The following is a 22163-nucleotide window of genomic DNA, read 5'->3' as shown; positions in this document are numbered from 1 at the left end:
CGAAAGCTTTGTTTTTATAAATGAAACTTGCGTTTATAAAAACAAAGCTTGCAATTATATAATTGAAGCTTGCATTTATAGTTTACCCTTAATCAAACGTAACTTTGCAATAAGTGCAAAGCAAGTTTGTCTTTAATGAAATGAAAGTTTTCTCTTAATGTTTATGTCTCATTAACAGCTTTGATGAAACAATGAATCGGTAAGATCGTGAAATGGTGAAGTTGAAGAGGAGAGAAAGGTAAGGGCAAACAGGTGTAAGTGGAGCGAGAATGCGTGGATTTTAGTGTATAGAGTCTCATTTTATAAAGTGATACTCTATTTGGAATGAGTATAATTTATTGATAATGAGAATAATGTGTTTAAATAAGTCTATCTAGATTCGTTGAGATTGATCTGCCTTATTTTCTAGCTGTTATATCCGAAATCCCCTCTATATTTGCATCGTGATTAAAACCGAAAAAGATAGTATTATGGAGACAATAGCTAACACTTACGACGACATTATCACCCGTTCTTATGAAGAATATTATCAGGTGATTCTTACCTATATTACTTATCGTATCACTCATCGCTACGAAGCGGAGGATCTAACCCAAGATGTATTTGTACGTCTGTTGGACTACAAACAAATGCTCCGTCCCGACACAGTGAAATATTTTTTGTTCACTATTGCCCGCAATATTGTAATCGACTATATCCGTCGCTATTATAAAAAGCAGGAAATAGATGGCTATATCTATGATACCATGTCTACTTCTACGAATGAAACCGAAGAAAAAATTATCGGTGATGATTTAATGACAATGGAGCGGACCCGTCTGGCTGCCATGCCCGAACAACGTCGGTTAATTTATACATTAAACCGTTTCGAAAATAAAACTTCATCGGAAATTGCTAATGAGCTGAATCTTAGTTGCCGGACAGTTGAAAATCACCTATTCTTAGGACGTCGTGAAATGCGCGAGTTCTTCCGAAATTGTATATAATCTTATTTAACTAATAAATAACCCTTTGTGCTTATGGAAAAGGAGTCTGAATTTACAATGAGGTATCTGTATGCCTCGTCTTATTTTAGAGAACGAAAAATTAATATTATTTTTAAACCTCAAATTTAATGTTATGAAACAAAGAGGATTAATTTTTAATTCACGACCGGGCAAAACCGCAGTGTTTGCCTTGGGATTGATGTTGGGACTGTGTCCTGTTTCGCAGGCATGGGCTGATACGGATTTAAGTGACAATCAAGTAGTAATGCAGACGCAAAAGAAAGTGAAAGGTCAAGTGATTGATGCGACTGGCGAACCATTGATTGGTGTGAATATTAGCGTTGTTGGTGGAACTGAAGGCACGATTACTGATATTGACGGGAATTACACGGTCAGTGTGCCGGCAGGTGCAAAATTGAAGTTTAGCTATATAGGCTATAAAGACCAGCTAGTGGAGGTGGGTACGCAAACTATTGTCAATGTGAAAATGCAGGAAGATAGTGAAGTTCTGGATGAAGTAGTTGTTGTGGGATATGGTTCACAGAAGAAAGAGACATTAACTGGTGCGGTGACAGTCGTTTCCGATAAAATGCTGGAAAATAAAGGTGCTATGTCGAGTCCAGTACAGGCATTGCAAGGGCAAGTACCGGGAGTTATTATTACCCGTTCCTCCGGTGCTCCGGGTGATGAAAGCTGGGGAATGAAACTGCGTGGTGCTGTATCGGCCAATTCCACAGACCCGTTAATCATTATTGATGGAGTAGAATACGAAAGTGTGAATGAACTTCGTTTGCTTAACTCTGCCGATATTGAATCCATCAACTTTTTAAAAGATGCTTCGGCGGCTATCTACGGATCGAAGGCAGCAGGTGGTGTTATTTTGGTGACCACCAAACAGGCTAAAGAAGGAAAGGCTAAAATAGAATATAGTGGTTCTTATACGCATAAATTTGTGGGTTTACAGCCTAAAATGATGAGTATTGACCAATGGAGTGAAGCTATTATTACTACTCGTCACAACGATGGTTTAGGTGATGATGACCAATGGATTAAATATGCACAGCTTGCTCAAGCTTATAAAGGTGGATATATTGATTTATCTAAAAATCCGAATCCGATACCCGCTTTCGGTGATGTGGACGATTATGTCTTTATGGATACTAACTGGCAGGATGTATTGTTTGGCAATGCAGGTTCTACGCAGCACAATTTGAGCGTATCCGGTGGAAACGAAAAGTCGTTGTATCGTCTTTCTGTAGGTTATATGTATGATGATAGTACATTGAAATGGGGAAATAATAATAATAAACGTTTCAATGTTCGTTTGACGAATACGGTAAAGTTGACGGATAGGTTTACTATCGAATCCGTGATGGCTTATAACCGCCAAGATCAGGTGTCTCCAACGATGATTGACAGGGTTCTGACTTCCAGTTATCCCCAGCCGGGATTGCCTTCCTCTACTATGGATGGCAAACCTTATCATTGGGGTGGAAATTATACTCCCAACTGGTATGCAGAACTGGGAGGTGATAATAAATTGAAAGTATCCGGTATTAATATTAGTGAGAATTTGAAGTATCAATTTACTTCTTACTTGGATGCAGTAGTCAATTTAGGTTACAATACATCTACTGCGACACGTGATGGGGTAAAGAACAGCATTACTTGGTACACCTATGACGGAACGTTGAGTACGGCAAAGACAAATGCTATCAATAATCCTAATCAGGCCTCTACGGAATATTCGAAATCTTTTGCCCGTACTGATTACTACTCTGTTTCAGGCTATCTGAATTATCACCAGACATTGGGAGAAAAACATAATGTTACAGCTATGCTTGGTGCACAATATAATTTGAAAGAGTATGATTATACAGTGGTGACAGCGAAGGATGTGCAGAGTTCATTGGAAATATTGAATGGATCGGGTGAAATAACATTGAAAAACTCGGCAAAAACTTCCGGTCCAAGTAAATGGCATGAAGCTATGATGTCATATTTCGGACGTTTCAATTACAATTATATGTCTAAGTATCTGTTGGAAATGAATCTCCGTTATGATGGTTCTTCTAAGTTCCGTCCTGAGAACCGATGGGATTTCTTTTATGGATTCTCGGGTGGATGGCGTCTTTCCGAAGAGGAATTTATGAAAAACGTAAAATTTGTCAATGAACTAAAATTGCGTCTTTCTTATGGAGTTGTTGGTAATCAGTCAGGTATTTCACGTTATGATGGTATGCAGTTATACAACTTTAATTCAGTCAATGGGGCTTACATTGGCGATGGAAGAATCTCCTATATTAAGACTAGCGGTGAAATTGCTACTATGGGACGTAGTTGGGAACGTATTCATAATTATAACTTAGGATTGGACTTTCATTTGTTTGACAGCCGCCTGCAGGGTACGGTAGAGTTGTTTATGAAGAAGAATAACAATATGCTGATAGCAGTTGCTTATCCGGGAATTCTGGGAGATAAAGCTCCTGCTTCCAATAGTGGAAAATTTGAAGCAAAAGGATATGAAGGAACTGTGACATGGTCAGATAAAATTGGAAAAGTGAATTATCATGTGGGAGGTACATTTACCTATGCTGATAATAAACTGGTAGACTATGGTGGAGTGACGGTATTTAAATCCGGCTTTGTAGACAAACAACAGGGATACTCGTTGAACTCGGTATTCGGTCTGAAATATTGTGGAAAGATTCAGACAGAAGAACAATTACGCAAGTACATTTATAAATATTATAATAGTAACGGTATAGGTATGCCGAAGGATCTCCGTTTGGGTGATAATATGTATGAAGATGTAAACGGTGATGGTAAGTTGGATGAAAAGGATTATGTTTATTTGGGTTCGGATGATCCGAAAATTTCCTATTCGTTCAATGTCGGAATAGAATGGAATAATTTTGATTTGTCTGCTGTATTCCAAGGTGCGGCCAAACGAACCATTTTCCGTGACGAAAGTAATGATAATTATCGCATACCGATGCGAGCCGCTCACTTGAATTCAACGACACAATCTGTGGGAAATGTGTGGAGTCCTGATAATAGAGACGGACGCTATCCGACATATACTAATATTAGTACGATTAATAATTATAATTATCAGTGTTCTTCTTGGTCGGTAGAAAATGGTAATTATCTGCGTCTGAAGAGTTTGACATTAGGCTATAACTTCCCGGCTTCATTGCTTAGCAAGACAAAAGCGATCAGCAGACTTCGTATATACGTATCTGGAGCCGATTTGTGGGAAGTGAGTAAGATTAACGATGGATGGGACCCCGAAGCTTCACGCAAGGTATCCGGTAATGGACGTTTCCCGCTCAATCGTACTTGTACTGTCGGATTAGATGTAACCTTTTAATACTTAGAATATGAAAATAGTAAATACAATAAAAACTATATTGCTGCTTTCGGTAGTGGTGATTTTACCGTCTTGCCTTGATCTTGATCCGCAAGATCAAATGTCGGATGCAAATTTGTGGCAGACTCCAAATGATTATAAACTGTATGCTAATCAGTTTTATGAATGGACTCGTGATTTTTCGAGTGCCGTATATGATGGTCCTCATAGTGATACCCGTTCGGACTTGATGACTTCAAGTAGCTACAATGAATATAGTAAGGGAATTAATAATATTCCGGTGTCGGATGGAAATTATACGGGAGCTTATACAAAGATTCGTTATGCTAATATTTTGTTACAAAAAGCAGAAAGTTATCCTAACCCGACAGACATAGCACGCTATGTTGCTGAAGCTAAGTTCTTTCGTGCATACGAATATTTTGATTTACTTCAGTTATTTGGAGATGTAATTGTGGTGACTGAACCTATTGATATCACCGATCCGAAAATGAATGCCCCTCGTGATGACCGTTCGAAAGTGGTAGACCTGATCATTGAAGATTTGAAGCAAGCCATTCCTGATTTACCGAAAGAGAATGCTATTGCAACAGCTGATAAGGGACGTGTTTCACAGGGAGCTGCCCAGGCTTTTCTTTCTCGTGTGGCGTTGTATGAAGGTACATGGCAGAAATTTAGGACAGGGGATGTAACTCGAATCAATGATTTGCTTGATATTGCTGCTGAGTCTGCTTGGGAAGTAATTGATAGTAAGCAGTATGAAATATTTAAACCGGCAGAATTAGGTACAGATGCTTATAAATATCTATTTATTTTAGAAGATGTTCAGTCCAATCCGGCTAATATTAAGAAAGATAAAAATAAGGAATATATTTTCTCACGTCGTCATGATGAAGTGATTGCTCCAATCGGTAAGAATATTACTAAGAATTGTTTTGCCAATGTACAATGGGTAACTCGTAAATTGGCGGAAATGTATTTGGGAGCGGATGGACTTCCAATTGACAATGCGCAGTCGACTGCCGGTGTTGACTATTCTACTCCAGACAACGAGTATGCAAAACGTGATAACCGCATGACGAATACTTTAATGGCACCGGGACGGAAATATTGGAATAACAATGCTTCTCATACCACTTGGACAGATGCGGATAAAGCTGCTTTTGATAATAAAGATTTCTATCCGACTAGTGGTAGTGGATATAACAATCAAAAATGGGCAACGGAACGTAATGTGAAAGATGAATATGAAGGATATGACTTTCCGATTATTCGTTATGCTGAAGTGTTACTGAATTATGCCGAAGCGGTATTTGAGAGAAATGCGGATGCAGAAGGTAACATCATGGATGCTTCTAAAGTGGATGCAGCATTGGTATATTTGAATGAGGTTCGTCAACGTGTGAATCCGAATATGCCGGGACTCACTACTTCTTTTGCTACTACTCATAATCTGAAAATGCGTGAAGAGATTCGCCGGGAGCGTACAGTGGAACTTTTCAATGAGGGCTTCCGTATTGATGATTTGAAACGTTGGAAAACTGCTGAAACGGAAATGCCGGAGAATATGTTAGGCGTAAAATGGAACACGTCCGGTGATTGGGCAACGTGGGCCGGAAAATGGTCTCCTTCTTATTCGTTGGAAGATGGCTGTTTGCTTATCGAAACCAATCGTGTGTGGAGTAATAAAAATTATCTTTATCCACTGCCGTCAGACCAACGTCAGTTGAATCCTAATATCGGTCAGAATCCGGGATGGTAACGTCGGGAAGAACTGATTTTATATGTTGAACATTAAAAGAATAGAATTATGAAATATACATTATTGAGTCTAGGCTTAGTGGCTGTTTTCTCATTGTCGGCATGTGATGACGGCAAGGTGTTTGGTGATGGGCTGGATGAAAAGACACTAATCTCCGAGATTGAATTGACCAATGTGGAGAATGGAAAATTAACATTGGCTGCAACTGTAGATTATACAGACTCTTTGATTACTTATAAATATTCTCCGGAACAACCGAGTAACCCTAAGGTTAAATGGACATCATCGAATGAAAAAGTAGCTACTGTGTCACAGGATGGACTTGTGCATGCTGTAAGTGCAGGTAAGGCAAATATTATGATTACTCCGGAAGTAGGCTTTGGTGCAACTGCTCTTTTTGAATTGACTGTTGTGCCTGAATTTAAGCCGATTACAGATTTTGAATTTACGGAAGCCGATAAGGCTGAGCTATTTGTTTCAGAAGAAAGGACATTGAAACCAACCATTCTTCCGGCAGACCGTACTTATTCGACGATAACATGGAAAAGTAGTGATACGTCTATTGCGACTGTAACGAAAGATGGTGTAGTGAGAGGTATTGATGGTGGAGAAGAAGGAAGAATTGTCACCATTACTGCTATTTCTTTGGATAGAGGAGGCTATGAGGAATCTTTTGAGCTAAAAATAATTCCGATAATTTATATTGATGAAATAATATTTGGAACACAAGCGGACTTGTTGCCGGGTGAAAGTATGAAACTGAACTTTACTACCTCTCCGGAAAATGCAACCGTAGCTTCTTTGGACTGGTCTAGTAGTGATCCGAATGTTGTAGAGGTAAGTGATCAAGGAGTTGTAACTGCCAAGAATTATGGTGAAGTTACTATTACAGCTACTACAACTGAGAAACAAAAGTTTACCACAACTGTGAAAGTACCTTATGGTCTGATGAAATATTCATTTGAAACATCATTGTCTCCTTGGTATTTAAAACAGTCTGATGGGTTTACTTCATCTGTAGATTTTAAGGATGGAGGAGCAGTTGTGTCAATGAATCCAAATCCTTCGAAAGGAAATTCTTGTCGTGCCGATCTTGTATTAACGGCAAATGGTAGTTATAAAGATAAAGTGTATTTGAATGTAGGTGTATACAGGTATTTAGCAATAAAAATGATTAGACCTTATGGAGGAAATAAATTGCAAGGAAATGTCAAATTAGATACACAGTATGGTGCTTATAAAGAAAATGAAGGAAGTGGAAATAATAAATATCAAATTCTGGATGGTGAAGAAACTCCAGGAAGTCCGGAGGTGTATTATTATGACTTACAAATCGAAAATGCGGTTGGCAATGGGACAAATAAACCTTTCCATACATTCTCACAGACAGAGGAAGAAGAAATAAGGACATTCCAATTTGTAATGGCTGACTTTAAAGAGGCTAATGGATCAAATACTGAATATACTGTATATTGGGTTCGTACATTTAAGACGTTAGATGATTTGAAAGCTTTTGTTGAACAAGAAAATAAGAATTGATAAACTATGAGAACGAAAATATATATATTATCAACGATGCTTGCATTCAACTTGAGTGCATGCACCGATATCGAAGATGGTACTACTGATATCGATTCATGGCCAGCTATAAATGAATATACATTGAATCATCCTTGTATGCTTCATACGGATGCTGATTTTACTTATGTGAAGTCTAAATTAACTCAGTCTCCTTGGAGCGAAGGATTAGCTAAATTGAAAAATTCGGGATATTCCTATTCTGGTTATACTCCTGAAGCACAAGAGATCTTGGGACGTATGGATAAAACGAATTGGTCTGCTGCTTTTCCTGATTGGTGGAATAATTATACTTATTTCTACGAAGATGCGGCAGCAGCTTACCAATTAGCCCTTCGCTGGAAACTAGAAAATGATTTAGCCTGTGGACAAGCTGCAGTTAGAATCCTGAATGAGTGGGCTACTACTTGCAAAGGACTTGTTCGTGTCAAGAGTCTTGCCAACGATAGAACGTATGATCCGAATGGAGAAATTGCCGACCCGAATGAATATTTGATTTCTATTAATGTTCATCAGATAGTAAATGCTGCAGAAATCATGCGTACAGACGAAACTCTTTTCAAGAAGGATGAATTGGCTGCATTTCAAACAATGGTAAAGAATGTTTTTTATCCGGCTGCTTCTGATTTTCTGGCTCATAAAGAAAGTTGCAAACAGCACAGTTGGTTGAATTGGGATCTGGCACAGATGACTTCTATTTTATCTATTGGTATTCTTTGTGATGATCAGGATATGATTAATGAGGCTATTCTTTATTTTAAATATGGAGTAGGAAATGGTTGTATTGACAATGCAGTACCTTTTCTTCATCAAGATCCGGATGGTCATGGAATGTTAGGGCAAGGACAGGAGTCCGGTCGTGATCAGGGGCATGCAACGCTTTGTGTTTCTTTGATGGGGGCATTCTGCCAAATGGCATATAATATCGGTGAGGATTTGTTTGCTTATGATGGAAACAAGGTACTTGCTATGGCTGAATATACGGCTAAATATAATTTGTGGAAAGACTTTGGTGATACTTCTTCCACGTCAGATGAGAAGTTTGTGTATCGTAAAAAAGATTTCCCCTATACCTATTATGAGAATTGTAGCTGGCAGTGCCCTGAACTTTCTTCTCAGGAAGAGAATGATAAATCGAGAGGTGAAATACGTCCTTGTTGGGCTTTGATTTATAATCATTATAAAACCAAAGGCTTGGATGCATATTATACCAAACAGTTTATGGATGGCATGGGTGTCGAAGGTGGTGGAGGACATTACGGAGGCACAAGTGGTGGATTTGACCAATTAGGGTTTGGTACACTAATGTACACAAGAGAATAAAATATTATTTTCTAAAAATAATTATGAGGGGATTAGGTATTTACCTAATCCCCTTCGTATATATAAGCAAATAGGTCAGTAAATAGATTGTTTTAAAAAAAGAGATAAGATTCAGTTTTACGGCTGATTAGTTTTATATAAGGTAGAAAGAACCTGTTTTTAGGAATGACACTTGAATTAAGAAAAGAATTATTAGTTAGGTACTATGCGTAAAAAGATTCTGTTTTTAGCAGGAATGATGGCATGCTGTTCATTGGCAGGTGCACAAGAAATTTCTAAGACCTGGGTGGCTGATAAGGGAAATGGAACTTATCAGAACCCGGTTCTTCATGCAGACTATTCGGATCCGGATGTATGTGCAGCCGGAGATGATTTCTATATGACAGCGTCCAGTTTTAATTGTATTCCCGGAATTCCTATTCTTCATTCCAATGACTTGGTGAATTGGTCGCTGGTAAACTATGCGTTACCAGTTCAGGAGCCGGAAGAATTCTTCGATAAGGCACAGCATGGTAAAGGCGTATGGGCACCGGCTATTCGTTTTCATAACGGGGAGTTCTACATTTACTGGGGTGATCCGGATTATGGAATCTATATGATTAAAACCAAAGACCCGAAAGGAAAATGGAGCAAGCCAGTATTGGTGAAAGCCGGGAAAGGTATGATTGATGCCACTCCTTTGTGGGACGAAGACGGAAAAGTATATCTGATACATGCTTATGCCGGAAGCCGTAGCGGAGTGAATAGTATTCTCGTTATTTGCGAACTGAATGCAGAGGGAACAGAAGTAATTTCCGATCCGGTGATGGTATTTGACGGAAATGATGGAAAGAACCATACGGTAGAAGGACCGAAGCTTTACAAACGCAACGGATACTACTATATTTTTGCTCCGGCAGGTGGAGTAGCAACCGGTTGGCAATTAGTACTTCGCTCGAAGAACATTTACGGTCCTTACGAATCGAAGATCGTAATGGCACAAGGAAAGACAAATATCAACGGGCCTCATCAGGGCGGCTGGGTAGATACGAATACAGGAGAATCCTGGTTCGTTCATTTTCAAGATAAAGGAGCTTACGGACGTGTGATTCATCTGAATCCGATGACTTGGGTAAATGATTGGCCTGTAATCGGAGTAGACAAGGATAAAGATGGTTGCGGTGAACCGGTAACGACCTATAAGAAACCGAATGTAGGAAAGACATATCCGATAGCTACTCCGCCGGAGAGTGATGAATTCAATACCCGTCATTTGGGGGTACAATGGCAATGGCATGCCAATAAAAAAGACACTTACGGGTTCACGACCGACTTGGGGTATATTCGTCTTTATGCAGGCAGCCTCTCGAAAGAATTTGTGAACTTCTGGGAAGTTCCTAACTTGTTGATGCAAAAGTTTCCGGCTGAAGAGTTTACAGCTACGACCAAGTTGACATTTACTGCCAAGCAGGATAGGGAACAAACCGGAATCATTGTGATGGGATGGGATTATAGCTATCTCTCCATTCGTAAGGCGGGAGACCAGTTTATTCTGCAACAAGCAGTCTGCAAGGATGCGGAACAGCAAAATCCCGAACAGATAAAAGAATTGGCAAACATTCCGGTGGAACATCTGAAGATGCCGGGAGTAGCAGATAATGAGTGGCAAACAGTTTACTTGCAAGTAAAGGTTCGAAAAGGAGCCGTTTGTACATTCGCTTATAGTCTGGACGGAAAGAAATACACGACAGTGGGAGAGCCTTTCACAGCCCGACAAGGCAAATGGATTGGAGCCAAAGTTGGAGTATTTTGCGTAACTCCGAATGAGGGCAATCGTGGATGGGCGGATGTAGACTGGTTCAGAGTCAATTAAAAATTAAGAATTAGAAATTAAAGTAGATATATCAGATTAAGATGAAAAAGATTGTAGTAGGTCTGGCTGTGGTGTTAGGTTTTTGTATGTGTACTCACAAGCCTTCCGGTACATTGGATGTGAATAAGGCATTGGACTACTGCGCAAAGCAGACACAACGTACACTTACGGAACTGGAAACAGATTCCGGAATTGACTATACGATGATGCCGCGCAATATCATGGCTGACGAACAACATTGGAATTGTCGTAAGGCGACGAAGGAGGAGTGGTGTGCTGGTTTTTGGCCGGGAGTACTTTGGTATGATTACGAATATACAAAAGATAAGCAAGTGTTGGAAGAAGCAAAGAATTTCACTCACTCATTGAAGTTTCTTTCTCATATTCCAGCTTACGATCACGATTTGGGATTTCTTGTATTTTGTAGCTATGGAAATGGTTACCGTCTGACTAAGAATCCGGCATATAAACAGGTGATATTGGACACTGCCGATACATTAGCTACCTTGTTCAATCCAATTGTAGGAACAATTCTTTCATGGCCTCGTGAGGTAGAACCGCGTAATTGGCCTCACAATACAATCATGGACAATATGATTAATCTGGAAATGCTTTTCTGGGCAGCTAAGAATGGCGGTAATCCTTATTTGTATGACATTGCCGTGTCTCATGCGGACAAAACGATGAAAAGCCAGTTCCGTCCTGATTATACTTCTTATCATGTGGCTGTATATGATACCATCACAGGCAATCTGATTAAAGGTGTTACTCACCAGGGATATGCCGATAGTACAATGTGGGCGCGTGGACAGGCATGGGCTATTTATGGATATACTGTGGTCTATCGTGAGACAAAAGATCCTAAATACTTGGATTTTGCTCAGAAGGTAACGGATGTTTATTTGGACAGACTCCCTGAGGATAAAGTTCCCTATTGGGATTTTGATGATCCGAGTATACCGAATGCTCCCCGTGATGCTTCGGCAGGAGCGGTGGTTGCTTCTGCTTTGCTCGAATTGTCTACCTACCTTCCTAATGGAACAGGAAAACGTTATAAGGATGCGGCAATCGAGATGTTGACGAGTCTCAGCTCCGACAGTTACCTAAGTGGTGAAAGCAAACCTTCTTTCTTGCTCCATAGTGTAGGGCACTGGCCGAATCACTCGGAAATAGACGCTTCTATCATTTATGCCGATTACTATTATATCGAAGCATTGTTGAGGTTGAAACGTCTGCAAGAAGGATACGGAGTGCTTGGATAATAAGGCTCTTTTGAATACTGGTAAGAATAATAAATGCTCTGTAAGAAAGATTCATTCGTTGCAGAGCATTTTTACTGGTTAGGTTTGGACCTATTTATTGTTTTACCTTAATGATGTCATAATTCAAATCACTAACGGCTTCCTGTAGGCTGTCATTTACCAATCGAAGAGTTGTATCATTCACAATTACGAAATACATGGGAGCTTCACCACTTTTCGGGGTTAATTTGACTGCAGTAACAGGTTTTTTGTTTACCACCTTATGTATTGTCTGTTGCTTTCCATTGGAAGTGAAAGTCTTGTTCTGACCTTGGCCTTGAGCGTCCAGGTAAGTCATATCCAGTGTGTAAGTAGTATCAACACCATCAGTTGCAGCATTCAGGGTTAACACATAATCGATACCCGGACCGTCGGCAGCAGGAAGAGTACCGGCATAGACTTCTGTCATTTCGGTAATCGGAGTCATAGCGAGGGCAAGACTGTCTGCTTGTGCCTCTGCGGCTTTGTTGGCTTTTGATTGGCAAGATGCCAAAGCAGCTACGACGGCTGCTAACATAATTACTTTTTTCATTGCTAAGTGCTTTAAGTTAATATAAATATAGTGAGCTATCGCTCGGTTTTACTTTACTCCTCTTCCCGTTTGATGACAAGTAGTTTGTCTACTCGTCCCCGATCCATATCCACTACTTCGAATTGCAGATTCTTGTATGTGAAGATGTCTCCGGCTTTCGGGATACGACCAATCAGGAACATTGCCAGTCCGCCTAAAGTTGTGAAGTCTTCGGATTTCAGGTCTTCGTATGATAAAATTCCCATCTCTTCCATAAAATCGTCAATGTTCATTGAAGCTTCTACCAACATCGAACCATCCTGCCTTGTGACGATTTCTTCTTCTTCCGTTTCGTCCTCTTCAAGGATGTCTCCGAAGATACTTTCCGTCAGGTCGTGCAGTGTGATAATACCTTCCGTACTACCATACTCGTTAACAACAACTCCGAACTTGTTTTTGTTCTTCTTAAATAGCTCTAAAACTTTATTTGCATACAAACTTTCCGGAATAAAGAGAGGGGGACGGGCTATTTCACGTAAGTTAAATTTCTGCTGGTTACCGACCATCAGGATAATATCTTTCACGGACACTACACCGATAATCTCATCTTTCCGTTCGTCTACCAATAGATATTTGCTGTAATGTTCCTCTTCGATCACTTTCATTACCTTTTCCCGCGTATCATCCGGATGGAGGATAATGAGATCCCTGCGGTGTGTCATCAACTCATTGGCTCGCTTGTCCGAGAAGCGGAACACATCACGTATCATTTCCGTTTCCTCTTTGTCAATCACACCCTGTTCCGAGCTTTGGTGAAGAATCATCTTAATCTCCTCCTGTGTCATAGGGCGTTCTTCACTTTTCAGACCGATGAGCTTATTCAACAAACGGGTGGATATACTGAGTAACCAAACAAAGGGGTAGGAGACTTTTGTCAGCAGAATCATAATCGGACTGAATAAGATGGCATATTTCTCCGGATTACTAAGAGCAATGGATTTAGGGACCAATTCTCCGATAATGAGAGAAAGATAGGTAATGACTGCTACCGTAGTAATCATGGCAAGATTACGCGCATAAGCTTCAGCTCCCGGAATAAGGGAGAAGAGAGGAACGAGATCATCGGCAATGGCTACTCCACCATACGCACCGGATACGATACCGATCAGGGTAATACCTATCTGGATGGTGGATAAGAACTTTTCTGGTTCTTCCAACTGTTTCAGAACTCCGCGTGCGGATTTGTTACCTTTAGCGACAAGTGTTTCAAGACGTGCTTTGCTGGATGATACCAGCGCAATTTCATACATGGCAAAAATGCCATTCAGTATGAGTAAGAAAAGAATTATAAGAAATTCCATAAATGGATTAAAATGGTTATTGCTTCGAAATTACATGAAATCAAGACACTATGCAAATCTGTGTAATAGATTAATGATTTTTTAATACTAGTGGGGTCTTTTTATCGGAAAAAGAAAAGGAGATACAAAGGTTGTAAAACCAACGTATCTCCTTTTTCCGTCCAATTCAGGAAGGATGTCTGTTATTTTTTAGCATAAGTATCCGCCTTTGCTTTGGCTCGCTCGATTCGCTTCATTGTATCGGGATGTGAAGAGAACATCTTTTGGAGATAAGAAGGCTTTTCTGCACCTTCTGAGAGTTTTGCCAGCTTGGTCAGCGAATTAGCCATGGCATAAGGGTCGATACCATTCTTTACACAGAACTCTACACCGTAATCGTCGGCTTCGCCTTCTTGTTTTTGTGAATATTGCGCACCTGCCAATGCTTCGGCCATAGCTCCGAGTTCAGAGTCGGTCAGTTTGGCAACCTTGTCGCTGGTAGCACCGGCTGCATTCTTTACTGCCGAACGAAGGTAGGCGTTCTTCATGGCGTCTTTTGAATCGGTATGAACTACATGACCGATTTCGTGACCTACTACGGCCATGACTTCTTCGTCAGTCATTACATCCATTAGTCCGGCACAGATACGTACACTGCCGTCACCACAGGCAAATGCATTGATATCTACTACTTCATATACGCCGAAGTTCAGTTTTAACCCGTCTACTTCTTTAATATGCCCGGTCAGTTTTTCCAGGCGTTTGCCGTATTCCGTATCCGGTTTGGTCAATGGATTGTGAGTGTCCATCCATTCCATGTATTCCTTACTCATGTTGGCAATATCGGCATCAGATAATGTTACGGCTGATACTACGTCTTTGCCGGCTTGTAATGCTTTCCCTAAATTAAACTTTTTGCCGAACTGTGCAGATGCTGTCATACCCATTCCTAGTAGGATAAAGGCGATCATAGTAATTTGTCTTTTCATACTTTTAAAAGTTTTTATGTTAATATTCAAATGTAATTCCTAAGGTAGGGAGTAAGGTCCCACTTGACTGCTTGATACGTTTCATTCTATAATGCTGACTATCGGCTGGAGCTTCCGGGTTATCGATAACACCGGTACTCATCAGTACGTCCTGTTGTTTTAGCTTGCTTACGGTGATATTCTGCAAATCCAGATAGAATCCCAGCATACAGTGTTTCAGGTAAAAAGTCTTATCCACACGGATATCTACTTGGGCAAAGGCGGGAAGGCGTTCCTTATTATACTTCGAATAGTCATAATATGCCTTTCCTTGTGCATCCCAGGCAGATACCAGAGAGGACTTCTCTTCATCGTAGGGGGTATAGGGAGCACCGCCGATACAACTGACTTTCATTCCGACGCTCCATAGATGCGGGAGATTGTAAGTTCCCCGTAGATTGAAGATATATCGGTTATCCCATGCGGATGCGATGTATTCACTTTCTTTATTGTTACGGTATTCACTTTTGAACAGGGTGAGAGAAGAAGCCAGGTTCAACTTTTTGGCAATTAACCATTTTACTAAGATTTCTGCTCCATAAGAACGCCCTTGTGCGGTGGAAGTTAGCAGTTCATTGCCAATCACTCCGTAATCATTTCCTTTGCAGGCTAGTGGAATGCCGTCTACAACGGAGAGCGGAATCTTATCATAATCTTTGTAGAATCCTTCAATGGAAACTTCAAAAGTGTCTCCTTTCCGCCAACTGACTCCCAAACTTTCCTGACTGACTTTCATATAGCGGAGGTTGTATTTGTTGGCGTATGCTCCATAATTGTTTTTAAATCCAAGTGCCGTATATGAAGGAAGCTGATAATAAAGTCCGGCATTGCCGCTTACAAACCAGTGATCGGTTAACTGATAAGAAAGCGATATGCGGGGTGATAATTGGTCGGAGAGGGATTTCATTGCCGATGAATAGTTATTGGCATCGGCCCGTAACCCTAAAGAAGCAGTGAAACGTTCATCCATTGAAGAATAGTTGACGGTACCGAAAATTCCCCATCGTAAAATATCCAGATAGGTGTGATAATCGAATATTTGTGCCTGATTCGTGTATATCTTTTGAAAAGTTGTATTAGAGTATTGGCTATAATCTAAGTTCACTCCAAGATTGATTTTCCAGTTTCGGATAGAGGATTTGTTCTCGAAACGGAACTTCGTTTCTTGTTCGGTAGAACGGAGGCGAAGCATTAGATTGTCCGGAACACCTTCGTCATTCTGGCGGTATTTCGTGTTACGGTTGTTCAGATAACTGTGGCTGACGACTATTGATTGCACATGTGCTCCTGCGTAGTGTCGGTAAACAGAGCCTAATGTAAACGTCTCCTGCTTGATCTTAGGCAGGTAGCTTAGAATGTATTCGTTGTCTTCACTATCCGCTTTTGTGTTCAAGCGCATATTGTCGATTCCTCCCAATCCTAAAATAGTCAGTTCATTTTGTTTGTTGAATCTGGTTTTCAATTTGAACTGTGCGTCTGTGAAGGTCGGCAAGAAAGGGAGGTCAAGCATATCAAAAAGGAATTGCAGATAGGACTGGCGTACGGATACCAGATAAGAAGTTTTTTTCCCGATATGCCCGTTGGAAGCAAGGGAGACTTCAGAAGCTCCAAGTGTTGCTTTCAGCGAGTTGTGTTCCATATCTCCGTCACGTAATTTGAAATCTAGGACAGAACTGAGTGCATTTCCTTTATCTGTAGGGAAAGCACCGGTATAAAAATTGACTTCACGTATCAAGTCGGCATTGAGGATGCCTACGGGACCACCGGAAGCTCCTTGCGTGCTGAAATGGTTGATGTTGGGAATTTCTATTCCGTCTAGATAAAAACGGTTTTCTGAAGGGGAACCGCCACGTACGATCAAGTCGTTGCGGTAGCCTATTGGTGAAAAGGCAACTCCGGGATAAGACTGTACGATTCGTGAGATGTCCCGGTTGGCTCCCGGACTCTTTTCTATTTCTTGTAGTCCTATGATACGCAGGCTGACAGGGCTTTCCAAATCACGCCGGAAAGGGGAAGCAGTGACAGTAATGCCTTCGAGCTCCGTCAGGTTCTCTTCCATCTCTATCGAGATATTTAAATTTCTGGTGGACAAGATATATTCAGGCGTAGTGACACTTTTGTAGCCGATAGCTGTTGCTTGTAAACGATAGATACCGGGAGGTACCTGCTCTATTGTAAAGTGTCCTTCTGCATTGGTTACGCCACCTTTATTCAGTCCGATGACCGTTACGTTGATAAACTCTAATGGTTGACGGCTGTTTTTGTCTATTACTGTTCCTTTTATCTGATGCACAGGTTGAGCTTGAATCAGGAGAAGCAGAAAACTGCAAAAAAAGAAAAAGGTAAGAAGTCGCTTCATACAATTAGAGTTTAGTGGTGCAAAAATACATAAATTGTTTTATTTCTCGTTTATAAGTTCTATTTTTGTGAGACCTATTAAACAGATTCTTTGATGAAAACTGTAAATTTGATTACTGGCAATGATGCGATGAAGGCGCACATTGTTCAGAAGACACGAAAGAATTATATATTAAAATAGAATAATACACAATGAAAAAACTTCTGTTAATTACTCTTTTTCTTGGTTGGGCAGCTCTCTCTTTTGCTGCCAAAGTAGATACCTTATTGATTAAAAGTCCTTCCATGAATAAGGATGTGAAGGTGGTGGTAGTAACTCCGGATGTAGCATTGGGAAAAAAAGCGCTAGCTTGTCCCGTTCTTTATCTGCTGCACGGCTACGGAGGAAATGCCAAAACATGGATTGGAATAAAACCGAATCTTCCACAAATAGCGGATGAAAAGGGAATGATTTTTGTTTGTCCGGATGGGAAAAATAGCTGGTACTGGGATAGTCCGCTCAATCCGTCATATCGTTACGAGACGTTCATTTCATCGGAGTTGGTTAAGTATATTGATGGGCATTATAAAACGATTGCTGATCGGAAAGGACGTGCTATTACCGGATTGAGTATGGGTGGACATGGAGCAATGTGGAATGCGATCCGTCATAAAGATATATTTGGCGGTGCTGGAACGACAAGTGGTGGAATGGATATCCGTCCTTTCCCGAAGAACTGGGAAATGTCCAAGCAGTTAGGAGATTATGATTCAAATAAAGAAGTGTGGGATAATCATACTGTTATCAATCAGATCGATGGTCTTGAAAATGGAGATTTAGCCATTATAATCGATTGTGGTGAGAGCGATTTCTTCCTGAAGGTGAATCAGAATTTACACCATCGTTTGTTGGAGAAAAAGATTGACCATGATTTTATTACCCGTCCGGGAGCACATAACGGACAGTATTGGAATAACTCTATTGACTATCAGATACTTTTCTTCGATAAGTTTTTCAAGAAATAAATTGTATTGATATGATTGGTGCACTATATTAGTGCCATGATTGTGCCGCCTCTTTGTCACAGTTATCTTTTTAGGAGCCCAGTGGGGCTCCTTATTCAATGGCAATTGATATGTTCTGAGTATTGATCTTATTGGAATAATGTGTGCGGCTATAAATGCTCGTAGGTTTTCCTTCGTTGTCGAATGTATAAGAATAAGTAGTATATTCATTATTATTGTTTTCAGGAGTGGAGCGGGCTACCAGATGTTGCGTCGGCTTGCCTAAGATTCCGGCAAATAGGGCGCATTGGTGGAATGAAAGCGGATAAGTTTCTAATAAATCCAAACAGGGCAGGCGATAGTAATTGATTGTTTCTCCGGCTTCATACATTATTTTATTTTCTCCGTAATCAGTGAAAGATTCATTTGTCAGTGACGGGGAAGTAACACTGATCAGCTCTCCGTATTGATAAACAAGCGACAGGGTATGGGAAGCGTTTTCGGGCTGTAGTGTACCATTTATAGATGTAATATTTTCATGCAGTTGAGTTAAGTATCCGTCCGTGTATGTAAAGTTATATTGGCGTACTTGGGAAATGGTCGTGTATGTACATTGAGTTGCATAACCTTGTTCATTCAATGTATATATCCATTTGTTATCTTCACTATCTATCATGGTGACAAGGTTGTTCTCATATTGTAAAGTTACCTGATGAGAAAGTTCCTGTACAATTTCGGCACCAATGCTGATTGACTGTGTATTGGTATAGGAGGTGAGCTTATTATCCGTATATACATACTCATTCTTTATAGTGTTGATAGCAGTGGAGGTGGTCATATATGTCTCTTCAACTTCGGTCATTACCATTTTAGACATTGTCGGAACAGGTATATTAATCTCATTCCACGTCTTCTCTTTCTCATCATCGTCGGAACAACTGAGAAGTAGAATAGTGGTGATAAATAGTAGAACTACTTTTTTCATTTTAAATGTTATTAAAGCCTTAGCCCTTTACTGCTAAAACGTCGGCTGGCTGGACTGTTTACACTCTTTTCAACCTTGAAGCGAGTCTGTGTTGTACTTTCTTCTGGAGCTTCGTCATCTTTAGGCGGATATGTACCGTCCAATACTCCTATGGCGATCTTCAGCAATCTTTCACTTTTACCATCCTTGTCGAATGTACCGAATGGTAGGAATTCACAGTAATTTGTACTCCCATCTATTGTGGTTTCACTGACTTTTAAATCGGTAGCTGGAGAAATGGCACCATAAGTATCGTGTTGGGAATTGTAAACTGTACATACTACCGGGTTGACCGACCATAGAAATTCTTCATTAATAAACTGTTCTGTTGCTACATTTTGTCCCTTTGTCGAACTGCCTACAGTAGCAATAGGATATACATCCTCTAAAAAAAGACTTCTAATGAGCATTTCCGGTGCTCCCATTGTCGTTCCGCTGGTAATGGCGATTAAACTGTGTAAGTCTAAATTAATCTCTCTATCTGTACCGAACAGAATAGTGGCGTCTTTATCCGTATTTTTATCATTATATTCAAGATAAGCCATTGGCTCTCCTAAACGGTCGGCTGAGGTCAGAATAGTACCTAACAACTGAACACAATCCATTGAACCTCCCTCATTGTAACGAAGGTCAAGAATAACAGCTTGTACGCCTGCTTCCTTGAACTTTTGCGAGACACTGCGTAATTCATTGTTGTATTTTTCCGGCTCGGCTTTTGTACCGGCTATGAAGCTATTGTACATGAGATAACCTACCTTTATATTTTTGACCGGTGACTCAATAATCTCATATTTATGTACGGGATTGTCTTCTACTATCCGTGCTGCAGGCATTTCAACGGGTTCATCTATTGGAACAACTCTATATTCCATCGTCGGTCCTTCATCTTCTCCGTCACCTCCCTCATTTCCGTCTTCTTCATCTTCTATTTTCACCTCTTTCCACTCGCCCAAAGTCAGTTCTACCGCTTTGGTTCCTTGCAATAAATATGTCTCATATTTCTTACTAATGTAGGAAGTGTCTACTTTCATGATCCAATCACCGCGTTCTAAACCCGCCTGTGCGGCAGGGGAACCTGGAATAACGTAAGTAATCAATGCGTTGTAGGCAGTGTCAATATCCGGATTTCTAACTAATGAATAATCAAATCCATATGTGGGCAATGGGGTTGCCATAACAGAGTCTACAAATGAATAACTATCCTGCTTCGATTTCACTTTAGACAGGAAAGAGGCTGGTTCTACAAATAAATTTACATCATCATAGGAAGGTAGCTCCTGATACCATAGATAGTTCTGTTGCATGATGTCTAATATCCATGTATCCAATGCTGTTTGGTGGGCATACTCCGGCCAGCGGTCAACACCACAGGAGAAGAAGCCACTGAGAGATACGATGGTCAGGGCGGGTATAAGGATTATCTTTCTTAATTTTGTCATCATAAAAAGCTTTTCACGTTGCAAATGTAGGAAATACTTTGCTTATCTACCACATTTATGGTATAAAAATGCCTTTAATGTGTGATTGGCTGTTAGAGAATCCTGCGTTATCTTTGTGCTTCCAAAATGGTCAATAGGCATTAGTAAAATAGAATAAGTGATTAATAAACAGTAATTTCATGAATGTAGCTGCATTGTTATCGGGAGGTGTTGATAGTTCGGTGGTTGTTCACTTGCTTTGTGAGCAGGGCTACAAACCGACTCTTTTTTATATAAAGATCGGTATGGAAGGAGCGGAGTATATGGATTGTTCGGCAGAGGAGGATATTGAATTATCGGTTGCTACTGCCCGAAAGTACGGTTTATCTCTCGAAATAGTTGATTTGCATAAAGAATACTGGGAAAATGTAGCGACTTACGCCATTGGTAAGATCCGGCAGGGATTAACGCCGAATCCGGATGTGATGTGCAATAAACTAATAAAGTTTGGTTGCTTTGAACAACGCATCGGGAAAGAGTTTGATTTTACGGCTACCGGTCATTATGCTACTACGATACAGCGTGATGGAAAAGTGTGGCTGGGTACGGCAAAAGATCCCGTAAAAGACCAGACGGACTTTCTTGCACAGATTGATTATCTGCAAATTTCCAAACTAATGTTTCCCATTGGAGGATTGACGAAACATGAGGTACGTGAAATTGCAGACGCGGCTGGATTACCTAGTGCCAAAAGAAAAGACAGTCAGGGCATTTGCTTTTTGGGAAAGATAAACTATAATGATTTTGTCCGTCGTTTTCTTGGCGAGCGGGAAGGAGTGATTGTAGAATTGGAAACCGGAAAGAAACTAGGTACACATCATGGCTATTGGTTTCATACTATCGGGCAGCGGAAGGGACTTGGTTTGAGTGGAGGTCCTTGGTTTGTTGTTAAAAAGGATATTCAGGAAAATATCATTTATGTATCTCGCGGCTACGGTGTAGAGACCCAATATGGGAATGAATTCCAAATGCGTGATTTTCATTTTATAACAGATAATATTTGGAAGGGTCAGGATAAGGAAGTGGATATAACCTTTAAAATTCGTCATACTCCTGAATTTACTAAGGGGAAGCTCATTATGAAGGGAGATAATCAGTTTCATATCCTATCTTCTGAAAAGTTACAAGGCATTGCTCCAGGACAGTTTGGAGTGATTTATGACAAAGAAGCTCGGATTTGCGTGGGAAGTGGGGAGATTATCTGTTAAATAGTTCTTTTTGAGTGGCGAAGATTGAATAAACAAGATTATTTTCATTACTTTTGT

General features: G+C 40.3%; 15 protein-coding genes. 9 read left to right on the top strand and 6 right to left on the bottom strand.

Going from position 1 to position 22163, the window contains the following annotated elements; translation table 11 throughout:
• The first annotated feature begins 470 nt into the window (after positions 1 to 470).
• The 7 genes from ACNOGP_RS18265 to ACNOGP_RS18235 all read left to right on the top strand — a co-directional run bounded on the left by ACNOGP_RS18265 (position 471) and on the right by ACNOGP_RS18235 (position 12136).
• Complete coding sequence (locus ACNOGP_RS18265) at positions 471 to 986, top strand: RNA polymerase sigma-70 factor (protein ID WP_195532443.1); 516 nt, start codon at positions 471 to 473, stop codon at positions 984 to 986.
• 133 nt (positions 987 to 1119) lie between these two features.
• A complete protein-coding gene (locus tag ACNOGP_RS18260; RefSeq protein ID WP_418213432.1) occupies positions 1120 to 4359 on the top strand; it encodes a SusC/RagA family TonB-linked outer membrane protein in 3240 nt (1079 codons plus the stop codon).
• Between the two features lie 10 nt (positions 4360 to 4369).
• Positions 4370 to 6121 carry a RagB/SusD family nutrient uptake outer membrane protein gene (locus ACNOGP_RS18255; RefSeq protein ID WP_022275095.1) on the top strand — a complete coding sequence of 584 codons (1752 nt, stop codon included), beginning with the start codon at positions 4370 to 4372 and terminating at the stop codon, positions 6119 to 6121.
• A 48-nt stretch (positions 6122 to 6169) separates the two neighbouring features.
• Positions 6170 to 7660 carry an Ig-like domain-containing protein gene (locus ACNOGP_RS18250; protein ID WP_418213431.1) on the top strand — a complete coding sequence of 497 codons (1491 nt, stop codon included), beginning with the start codon at positions 6170 to 6172 and terminating at the stop codon, positions 7658 to 7660.
• 6 nt (positions 7661 to 7666) lie between these two features.
• The gene (locus ACNOGP_RS18245) at positions 7667 to 9022 is read left to right on the top strand and encodes an alginate lyase family protein (protein ID WP_418213430.1); all 1356 of its coding nucleotides are present in this window, start codon (positions 7667 to 7669) and stop codon (positions 9020 to 9022) included.
• Between the two features lie 205 nt (positions 9023 to 9227).
• The gene (locus ACNOGP_RS18240; RefSeq protein ID WP_418213429.1) at positions 9228 to 10874 is read left to right on the top strand and encodes a glycoside hydrolase 43 family protein; all 1647 of its coding nucleotides are present in this window, start codon (positions 9228 to 9230) and stop codon (positions 10872 to 10874) included.
• A gap of 41 nt (positions 10875 to 10915) precedes the next feature.
• On the top strand, positions 10916 to 12136 hold the full coding sequence (locus tag ACNOGP_RS18235; RefSeq protein ID WP_418213428.1) for a glycoside hydrolase family 88 protein: 1221 nt from the start codon (positions 10916 to 10918) through the stop codon (positions 12134 to 12136).
• A 94-nt stretch (positions 12137 to 12230) separates the two neighbouring features.
• Here ACNOGP_RS18235 and ACNOGP_RS18230 read toward each other — a convergent pair whose 3' ends face one another.
• The 4 genes from ACNOGP_RS18230 to ACNOGP_RS18215 form a co-directional block, all read right to left on the bottom strand.
• Complete coding sequence (locus ACNOGP_RS18230) at positions 12231 to 12707, bottom strand: copper resistance protein NlpE (protein WP_007754320.1); 477 nt, start codon at positions 12705 to 12707, stop codon at positions 12231 to 12233.
• Positions 12708 to 12760: 53 nt separating this feature from the next.
• Positions 12761 to 14047, bottom strand: a complete 1287-nt coding sequence (locus tag ACNOGP_RS18225) for a hemolysin family protein (protein WP_007759053.1) — start codon at positions 14045 to 14047, stop codon at positions 12761 to 12763.
• A gap of 182 nt (positions 14048 to 14229) precedes the next feature.
• Positions 14230 to 15015, bottom strand: a complete 786-nt coding sequence (locus ACNOGP_RS18220) for a M48 family metallopeptidase (RefSeq protein ID WP_007759054.1) — start codon at positions 15013 to 15015, stop codon at positions 14230 to 14232.
• 19 nt (positions 15016 to 15034) lie between these two features.
• Positions 15035 to 17413 (bottom strand): TonB-dependent receptor, encoded by a 2379-nt coding sequence (locus tag ACNOGP_RS18215; RefSeq protein WP_418213427.1) that lies wholly within the window; start codon positions 17411 to 17413, stop codon positions 15035 to 15037.
• 191 nt (positions 17414 to 17604) lie between these two features.
• Between ACNOGP_RS18215 and ACNOGP_RS18210 the strand changes: the two genes are divergently transcribed.
• Positions 17605 to 18417, top strand: coding sequence for an alpha/beta hydrolase (locus ACNOGP_RS18210; RefSeq protein WP_007759056.1), 813 nt, complete (start codon positions 17605 to 17607; stop codon positions 18415 to 18417).
• Positions 18418 to 18508: 91 nt separating this feature from the next.
• On the opposite strand, the gene ACNOGP_RS18205 is transcribed toward ACNOGP_RS18210, so the two are convergent.
• Positions 18509 to 19381 (bottom strand): DUF4595 domain-containing protein, encoded by an 873-nt coding sequence (locus ACNOGP_RS18205; protein WP_186968607.1) that lies wholly within the window; start codon positions 19379 to 19381, stop codon positions 18509 to 18511.
• 11 nt (positions 19382 to 19392) lie between these two features.
• Entirely contained in the window at positions 19393 to 20862 is a 1470-nt protein-coding gene (locus ACNOGP_RS18200) for a S41 family peptidase (RefSeq protein WP_418213426.1), read from the bottom strand.
• 176 nt (positions 20863 to 21038) lie between these two features.
• Here ACNOGP_RS18200 and mnmA point away from each other — a divergent pair, with 176 nt between their 5' ends.
• Complete coding sequence (mnmA, locus tag ACNOGP_RS18195) at positions 21039 to 22106, top strand: tRNA 2-thiouridine(34) synthase MnmA (RefSeq protein WP_418213425.1); 1068 nt, start codon at positions 21039 to 21041, stop codon at positions 22104 to 22106.
• Positions 22107 to 22163 lie beyond the last annotated feature (57 nt).

The sequence above is a fragment of the Bacteroides difficilis genome, assembly GCF_048319815.1.
In the GTDB taxonomy this organism is placed as follows: domain Bacteria; phylum Bacteroidota; class Bacteroidia; order Bacteroidales; family Bacteroidaceae; genus Bacteroides; species Bacteroides zhangwenhongii.
The sequence above is the reverse complement of the archived record's forward strand: the minus strand, read 5'-3'. Positions and strand labels throughout refer to the sequence as shown.

What these genes read in the sequence shown, in the direction of transcription:
- ACNOGP_RS18230 (WP_007754320.1), bottom strand. Translation starts at nt 12,707, where the DNA reads ATGAAAAAAGTAATTATGTTAGCAGCCGTCGTAGCTGCTTTGGCATCT.
- ACNOGP_RS18225 (WP_007759053.1), bottom strand. Translation starts at nt 14,047, where the DNA reads ATGGAATTTCTTATAATTCTTTTCTTACTCATACTGAATGGCATTTTT.
- ACNOGP_RS18235 (WP_418213428.1), top strand. Translation starts at nt 10,916, where the DNA reads ATGAAAAAGATTGTAGTAGGTCTGGCTGTGGTGTTAGGTTTTTGTATG.
- ACNOGP_RS18220 (WP_007759054.1), bottom strand. Translation starts at nt 15,015, where the DNA reads ATGAAAAGACAAATTACTATGATCGCCTTTATCCTACTAGGAATGGGT.
- ACNOGP_RS18205 (WP_186968607.1), bottom strand. Translation starts at nt 19,381, where the DNA reads ATGAAAAAAGTAGTTCTACTATTTATCACCACTATTCTACTTCTCAGT.
- ACNOGP_RS18200 (WP_418213426.1), bottom strand. Translation starts at nt 20,862, where the DNA reads ATGATGACAAAATTAAGAAAGATAATCCTTATACCCGCCCTGACCATC.
- ACNOGP_RS18215 (WP_418213427.1), bottom strand. Translation starts at nt 17,413, where the DNA reads ATGAAGCGACTTCTTACCTTTTTCTTTTTTTGCAGTTTTCTGCTTCTC.
- ACNOGP_RS18265 (WP_195532443.1), top strand. Translation starts at nt 471, where the DNA reads ATGGAGACAATAGCTAACACTTACGACGACATTATCACCCGTTCTTAT.
- ACNOGP_RS18240 (WP_418213429.1), top strand. Translation starts at nt 9,228, where the DNA reads ATGCGTAAAAAGATTCTGTTTTTAGCAGGAATGATGGCATGCTGTTCA.
- ACNOGP_RS18245 (WP_418213430.1), top strand. Translation starts at nt 7,667, where the DNA reads ATGAGAACGAAAATATATATATTATCAACGATGCTTGCATTCAACTTG.
- mnmA (WP_418213425.1), top strand. Translation starts at nt 21,039, where the DNA reads ATGAATGTAGCTGCATTGTTATCGGGAGGTGTTGATAGTTCGGTGGTT.
- ACNOGP_RS18250 (WP_418213431.1), top strand. Translation starts at nt 6,170, where the DNA reads ATGAAATATACATTATTGAGTCTAGGCTTAGTGGCTGTTTTCTCATTG.
- ACNOGP_RS18210 (WP_007759056.1), top strand. Translation starts at nt 17,605, where the DNA reads ATGAAAAAACTTCTGTTAATTACTCTTTTTCTTGGTTGGGCAGCTCTC.
- ACNOGP_RS18255 (WP_022275095.1), top strand. Translation starts at nt 4,370, where the DNA reads ATGAAAATAGTAAATACAATAAAAACTATATTGCTGCTTTCGGTAGTG.
- ACNOGP_RS18260 (WP_418213432.1), top strand. Translation starts at nt 1,120, where the DNA reads ATGAAACAAAGAGGATTAATTTTTAATTCACGACCGGGCAAAACCGCA.